The following is a 4,384-nucleotide window of genomic DNA, read 5'->3' on the forward strand; positions in this document are numbered from 1 at the left end:
GAGTGCGCCCGCGGCGGCGGCCTCGACGGGCCCGGCGTTGGGGCTCGGATGCGCGGGGGCGTCACGGCGGACGTCGCGCACGACGTCGCGCACGCGCGACGGCTCGCCCGCCACGACACAGCTGATCGCCGTCGCGAGCACGCTCACACGGGCCGGAACGGCGTTGAGGACGTCGTCGAATCGTGCCGCGGCCCAACCGAACTGCTCGAGCCGCTCGGTCCGGTGCCCGATCATCGCGTCAAGCGTGTTGGCGCAGCGGTGCAGCACGACACCAGGCGCCCCGAACCCCGCGCCCCAGACGAGGGTTGCCGCGACGGCATCCGACTGGTTCTCGGCAAGCGACTCGACGACGGCCCGGGCCATCTCGTCGGGGCCTGCCTGCGACGTGTCGCGTCCGACGAGCGAGCGAATGCGGTGACGAGCGCCGTCGAGGTCGTCGGCAGCGAGCAGGTCGTGCACCGCCATCGCCTCGCGCTCCAGCGAACGTCCGCCGAGGGCCGCCCACGTCACCAGCGCCGTGATGAGGGTGCGCGTCAGCGGCCGGCGTCGATCGAGAACGAGCGCACCGGCGACCGGCGGAGCGAGCGTCACGACGAGGTACGCGATGCCCCGCGAGCGTCGCGGCGCCCACAGCCGGTGCTCGCAGGCCGCCGCCCAGCCACCGAACCAGGCGACGGGGTGATGCCGGGCCGGGTCACCCCAGCGCCGGTCGGCGAGATACCCGAGCGCCACACCGGCCGCGATCGGATCCCAGCAGGCGCTCGCGCGCGCTGTCCGCGTCACAAGCCCTGTCCGCGTCAAGAACCTTGGCGCGGCGGTGGTCGTCGCGCCGCGCGAGACCGCACCGTCGAGGTGCGCCATTTGCGTGAGTAGAAGGCCGGTCACGATGCCCCCGATGGGTTCTTGGGCTCGCCCTTGATCACGAGGGGGCAACCCGCCACGACGAGGACGACGTCGTCGCACGCGCGCGCGAGGCGCTGGTTGAGGCGGCCCAGCTCGTCGGTGAAGAGGCGCCCCGATTGGTAGGGAGAGACGAGACCGAAGCCCACCTCGTTCGTCACGATGACGAGGTCGTGTTCGAACGCCGTGATCGCCTCGACGAAGGCATCGGCCCGGGCGGCGTACCGCTGGTGCCACGTCGGCATCGACGGGGGCGGGGGCGTCGATTGCTCCTCGTCGCCTCGGCGAGGGCCTTCGCCGGTGTCAGAAACCCAGGCGCCGGATTCCTCGAGGGCGGAGGTCAGCCACGAGCCGACGTCGTCGAGCAGGCACGGACCGTGGATCTCGCTGAGCGCGCGGGGAACATCGACCGACTCGAGGCTCGACCAGTGTGACGGCCGCCGCTGCTGATGGGCTGCGACGCGGGCACGCCACTCGTCGTCGTCGGGACGTGTCGGCCCCGTGGCCAGGTACGTCGCGGGCGCCTCCCACAGCAGGCGTTCGGCGTACGTCGACTTGCCCGAGCGCACGCCGCCGGTGATGAGGACGCGGCGCGGGGCGCTCATCGCCAGACTCCGAGGGTGAGGACGATGAGCATGACGGTGAGGGCCACCTCGATGCCGGCTCCCATGACGTCACCCGTCAGGCCGCCGAAGGTGCGCGTCGCGCGACGAGCGAGCCATTCCAGCGCGATGCCGGCGGCCACCGAGGCGACCAGGGGAGCGGCGAGAAGCGTTGCGCCGGTGGAGAACCCATCGTCACCTGAGGCATCAGCCAGGGCAGATCCGCCGACGAGCACCAGCCATCCCACGACGCTTGCGGCGACGAGCTCCGGGGTTCGGACGGCCGACAGCACGACGGCGCCCATCCCGTCAGGCCGTGCAGCGCTCCACCGTCGGTGGGCGAGGGTAGTGCACGCCACCCGCGAGACGATGACGGCGGCGCCGGCCAGCCACGGCGCGTCGAGGAGCGCCGCGAAGCACGCCGTCTGCACGCCGGCCGTCACGACGACGGCGATGACACCCATCGGGCCGACGTCGCCACGCTTCATCACCTCGAGGGCGCGCTCCCGGTTCCACCCCGCGCCGAATCCGTCGACGGTGTCAGCCAATCCGTCGACGTGCATGGCGCGCGTGCCGGCCGCGAGGGCAGCGACCGCGCAGAAACCGGCCACGAGCGGAGGCGCGTCGACCCAGTGCCCGACGAGCAGGACGAGCGACGTCACCACAGCGAGCGGGACGGCGGCCAGGGGCGCGAGGGTCATCGCCCAGCGCGCCACCGGCGTGGTGATCGGCGGGATCGCGCCGACGGGAATGACGCTCAACGTCCCCGTCGCGAGGCGCAGCCCCTCCCATGCCGGTCGGGTGACGACAGCGTCGCTCATCACGCCGCTCCGGTGTCGTCGGACGACGCATGGAGCCGGGTGCCGTCGAGAGCTGCGACGACGTCGCCGATCACGGTGATGGCAGGTGCGCCGAGGCCGGCGTCGGCGACGGCGTCCGGCAACGTCGCAAGGGTCGCCACGACGCGTCGCTCGCTCGGCATGGCGCCGTCGGCGATCGTTGCGGCGGGCGTCGAGGCGGACAGGCCACCGTCGACGAGTGCCGATGCGATGGCGCGCAGGTGCGCGACGCCCATGAGAACGACCAGGGTGGTGCGGGTGCGGGCCAGTGCCGCCCAATCGAGATCCGAGCGCGGGTCGCCGGGCGCGACGTGCCCCGAGACGACCGTGAACCCCTGCGATGATGCCCGGTGCGTCACGGGGATGCCGGCGAGCGCCGGCACGGCGATCGCCGACGTCACCCCCGGCACGACGTCGACGCTGAGACCGGCGTCTCGACAGGCGATCACCTCCTCGCCGCCGCGACCGAAGACGAAGTTGTCGCCGCCCTTGAACCGCACGACGTCACGCCCGGAGAGCGCGTGCTCGACGAGCAATCGGTTGATCTCCTCCTGCGGCGTGAACGCGCCGCGCGGAATCTTGCCGACGTGGATGATCGTCGCGTCGGCTCGGGCGTGTGCGAGGGCGTCGAGGGGAGCGAGGCGATCGCAGACGATGACGTCGGCGCGCTCGATCGCGCCCAGCCCGGCGACGGTGAGCAGGCCCGGATCACCCGGGCCGCCGCCGACGAGCGTCACCCGCCCAGGACGCTTGGCCTCACCGGCAGGTCCGTGGGGAGCCTCCTCGCCCGGCCGGTGGACGGGCTGGTTGACGGTGAGGCGACGCACCTCGTCATAGCGCAGCGGATCGGCGTCCGTGACGAGTCGGCACAGCCCGCGTGAGGCGAGGTCGTCGAGGTGGGGAGCACGAGGGACGGGAGCCTGGAGGTGGGGAGAGCTGCGGTGAGCAGCGCCCGCGCCCGCATTCTCGCCCACAGCCAGAAGGACATCGACCTGCGTCCCCGCGCGGGCGAGTTCGGCGATGATCCCGGGCAGGCTGGGGCCGAGCACCCCCGGCCCGTGGAGCAACACGCGCGTCATGAGGCAACCTGCCCGCTCTGGCGGAACGCGTCGTACGCGGTGAGGAGGGCATCCGTCGTCAGCGGGTCTCGGACGGCGAGGCGCACCCACGAGCCGTCGAGGCCGGGAAAGGTGTCGGCGCGGCGTGTCGCGAACCCGGCGTCCCGCCACGCGGCGTGCGCGCCCGCTCCGACGCGCGCGAGTACGAACGGGGCGGCCGACGCCAGCACCGGCACGCCGCGCGAACGCAGGCCGCGGTCGAGATGCTCGCGCCACTGGCTCGTCTCCTCGGCCCACTCGGCGACCTGACGCGCGGCGGGGGCCGTCATCGCGTACCGCGTCGCCTCGAGGGCGAGTGAGTTCACCGACCAATGCGGCTGCTGCGCGCGCAGCGTCGCGATGAGGGCCGCATCGCCGACGACATGGCCGGCGCGCATCCCGGCGATCGACCACGTCTTCGTCAGCGATCGCACGACGAGCACCCCGGTCATGTCGCCACCGATGAGGCTCTCGCTCTCACCAGGCACGAGATCCATGAACGCCTCGTCGACGACGAGCACGCGTCCGGAACCGCGCAGCTTCTCGAGCTGCGCGCGCGGGTGGAGCACGCCCGTCGGGTTCGTCGGGTTGCCGAGGACGACGAGATCGGCGCCGTCGAGCGCCGCGACGTCGGCGTCCACGAGGTGAGCACCGGAGCGGACGTGGAGCACGTGCGCCCGGGCCGGGCACCCGGCGCGGCGCAGCGCGGCGTCGGGCTCGCTGAACTGCGGGTGGACGACGACGGGTGCGCGCGGCGCCAGCGCCCGCGCGATGAGCGTGAACGCCTCGGCCGCTCCGTTCGTGAGGAGCACCTGCTCACGCGCCAGCCGATGGTGCGCGGCGACCGCGTCGGTGGCGGTGCGTGCATCGGGGTAGTGGGCGGCCTCGTCGAGCACGCCGCGCAGGGCGTGCCGCAGGTTCGCCGGGGGCGTGCTCGCGCGGACGT

The 4,384-nt window shown here is 73.2% G+C and carries 5 protein-coding genes; all 5 read right to left on the minus strand.

Annotated features, from left to right (window positions below; genetic code table 11):
* A partial coding sequence (locus HMPREF0321_RS12220; RefSeq protein WP_006946830.1) for a CobD/CbiB family cobalamin biosynthesis protein occupies positions 1-861 on the minus strand: 861 nt, incomplete at its 3' end.
* 20 nt (positions 862-881) lie between these two features.
* Positions 882-1,505 carry a bifunctional adenosylcobinamide kinase/adenosylcobinamide-phosphate guanylyltransferase gene (locus HMPREF0321_RS12225; protein ID WP_006946832.1) on the minus strand — a complete coding sequence of 208 codons (624 nt, stop codon included), beginning with the start codon at positions 1,503-1,505 and terminating at the stop codon, positions 882-884.
* Positions 1,502-2,323, minus strand: coding sequence for an adenosylcobinamide-GDP ribazoletransferase (locus HMPREF0321_RS12230; protein WP_040015023.1), 822 nt, complete (start codon positions 2,321-2,323; stop codon positions 1,502-1,504). Before HMPREF0321_RS12230 ends, HMPREF0321_RS12225 begins: the two co-directional genes overlap by 4 nt.
* Entirely contained in the window at positions 2,323-3,420 is a 1,098-nt protein-coding gene (cobA, locus tag HMPREF0321_RS12235; RefSeq protein ID WP_006946831.1) for a uroporphyrinogen-III C-methyltransferase, read from the minus strand. The genes HMPREF0321_RS12230 and cobA overlap by 1 nt, the downstream gene beginning before the upstream one ends.
* Positions 3,417-4,384: Rv2231c family pyridoxal phosphate-dependent protein CobC (cobC, locus tag HMPREF0321_RS12240; protein WP_006946828.1), on the minus strand; the 968-nt coding region annotated here is incomplete at its 5' end. The genes cobA and cobC, both read right to left, overlap by 4 nt.

Origin of the sequence: Dermacoccus sp. Ellin185 (assembly GCF_000152185.1) — a bacterium.
GTDB lineage: Bacteria > Actinomycetota > Actinomycetes > Actinomycetales > Dermatophilaceae > Dermacoccus > Dermacoccus nishinomiyaensis.

Excerpts from the sequence above, each read along its gene's own strand:
- cobA (WP_006946831.1), bottom strand. The coding sequence starts at position 3,420 with ATGACGCGCGTGTTGCTCCACGGGCCGGGGGTGCTCGGCCCCAGCCTG.
- HMPREF0321_RS12230 (WP_040015023.1), bottom strand. The coding sequence starts at position 2,323 with ATGAGCGACGCTGTCGTCACCCGACCGGCATGGGAGGGGCTGCGCCTC.
- HMPREF0321_RS12225 (WP_006946832.1), bottom strand. The coding sequence starts at position 1,505 with ATGAGCGCCCCGCGCCGCGTCCTCATCACCGGCGGCGTGCGCTCGGGC.